Source organism: Rhodoferax sp. UBA5149 (assembly GCF_002413825.1).
Lineage (GTDB): Bacteria > Pseudomonadota > Gammaproteobacteria > Burkholderiales > Burkholderiaceae_C > Rhodoferax.
Genome location: NZ_DHXT01000032.1, coordinates 7,059 through 8,229 on the forward strand (window position 1 = coordinate 7,059; position 1,171 = coordinate 8,229).

At 52.4% G+C, this 1,171-nt stretch carries 3 protein-coding genes and 1 pseudogene; all 4 read left to right on the forward strand.

Translation table 11 applies throughout. From position 1 onward, the window contains the following. Window positions 1–187: sugar transferase (locus tag B3V69_RS02570; protein ID WP_296443503.1), on the forward strand; the 187-nt coding region annotated here is incomplete at its 5' end. Between the two features lie 66 nt (window positions 188–253). Continuing rightward, the gene (locus B3V69_RS02575) at window positions 254–484 is read left to right on the forward strand and encodes a DUF2281 domain-containing protein (protein ID WP_296443505.1); all 231 of its coding nucleotides are present in this window, start codon (window positions 254–256) and stop codon (window positions 482–484) included. Between the two features lie 4 nt (window positions 485–488). Beyond that, on the forward strand, window positions 489–842 hold the full coding sequence (locus B3V69_RS02580; RefSeq protein WP_296443508.1) for a type II toxin-antitoxin system VapC family toxin: 354 nt from the start codon (window positions 489–491) through the stop codon (window positions 840–842). An 83-nt stretch (window positions 843–925) separates the two neighbouring features. Beyond that, window positions 926–1,171 (forward strand): annotated as a pseudogene (locus B3V69_RS02585) (sugar transferase); the annotation flags it as partial.

The following is a 1,171-nucleotide window of genomic DNA, read 5'->3' on the forward strand; positions in this document are numbered from 1 at the left end:
GTTTGCAGGGCCTACTTCGGTTGACCTTGCAGGCTGGGCGCAGGCCAATGGCCGCGATGAGCTGCCTATCCCTGACAAAGTAAAGCTTGACGCAGAGTATATGTACCGCCAGTCGCTGTGGTTTGACATTCGCATCTTGTGGCTTACCTTTGTCAAGGTGCTGCGGCGGGATGGGGTGTCGCATTGATGTGTACCATGCACTGTCAATAGACAAGAAAGTAAACTATTTTGGTCAATATCAAAAAGGATGAACATGATGTCAACAATTTCAGAACGGCTCTTTGAAACGGTCCAGACCTTGCCGGAACCATTGCTGGCCGAGGTTCTGGACTTTGCTGATTTTTTGCGAGCCAGGCAATTGAACATGCTCAGCCAACCAGCCAATATCAGTCTTGCAAGCTTGTGCGGTGGGTTGGAGAACACCAAAACCTTTAGCGGTTCGCCCTTGGGCTTACAACAGCAGTTGCGTAATGAGTGGAGTTAAGTACTTGCTCGACACCAATGTCATTCTGGGGATGCTGAAATCAACGCCAGAAATATTGGCAATGGTGGGCAGCACGGGCTTGATGGCACAGCAATGCGCTTTCAGTGCAGTAACGCGCATGGAGTTGCTGGGTTACCCTGGTATTACGGCAGACGAAGATGCATTGATCCGACAGCGGCTGGCGCAATTAACCTACCTTGCAATTTCCTCTGCCGTCGAAGACAAAGCGATTGAATTGCGACGATCTCGCCGGGTAAAGCTACCAGATGCGCTGATTGCAGCCACGGCCTTGTGTCATGGGTTGGAGCTGTTGACGATGGATGTCGGCCTGCAATCGGTTTTGCACAGTGCCACATGAGTTAGTTGGGGTCAGATTCCTGAGCCAAGCTGGGTCGCTGCCCTTTTTCTCACCTTGCAGCTTGACGCAATGATTGTTTTTGGATGAAAAGACTATTTGATCTGATCGCAGGTGCTTGCGCTGGGCTTGTCTTGTTGTTGCCGATTGTGCGGGTCGGCCTTGGCGGTGCGCCTGACTTCAAAAGGGCCAGCCTTGTATTGGTCCGACCGGGTGGGGCGTAACACCTCCCCTGCGGTGGCGACTCATTTGCTGAGCAATCCCGATAGTTATCTCACGCCCATCGGCAGCTTCTTGCGCAAAAGCAGCCTGGACGAGTTGCCGCAGTTGTG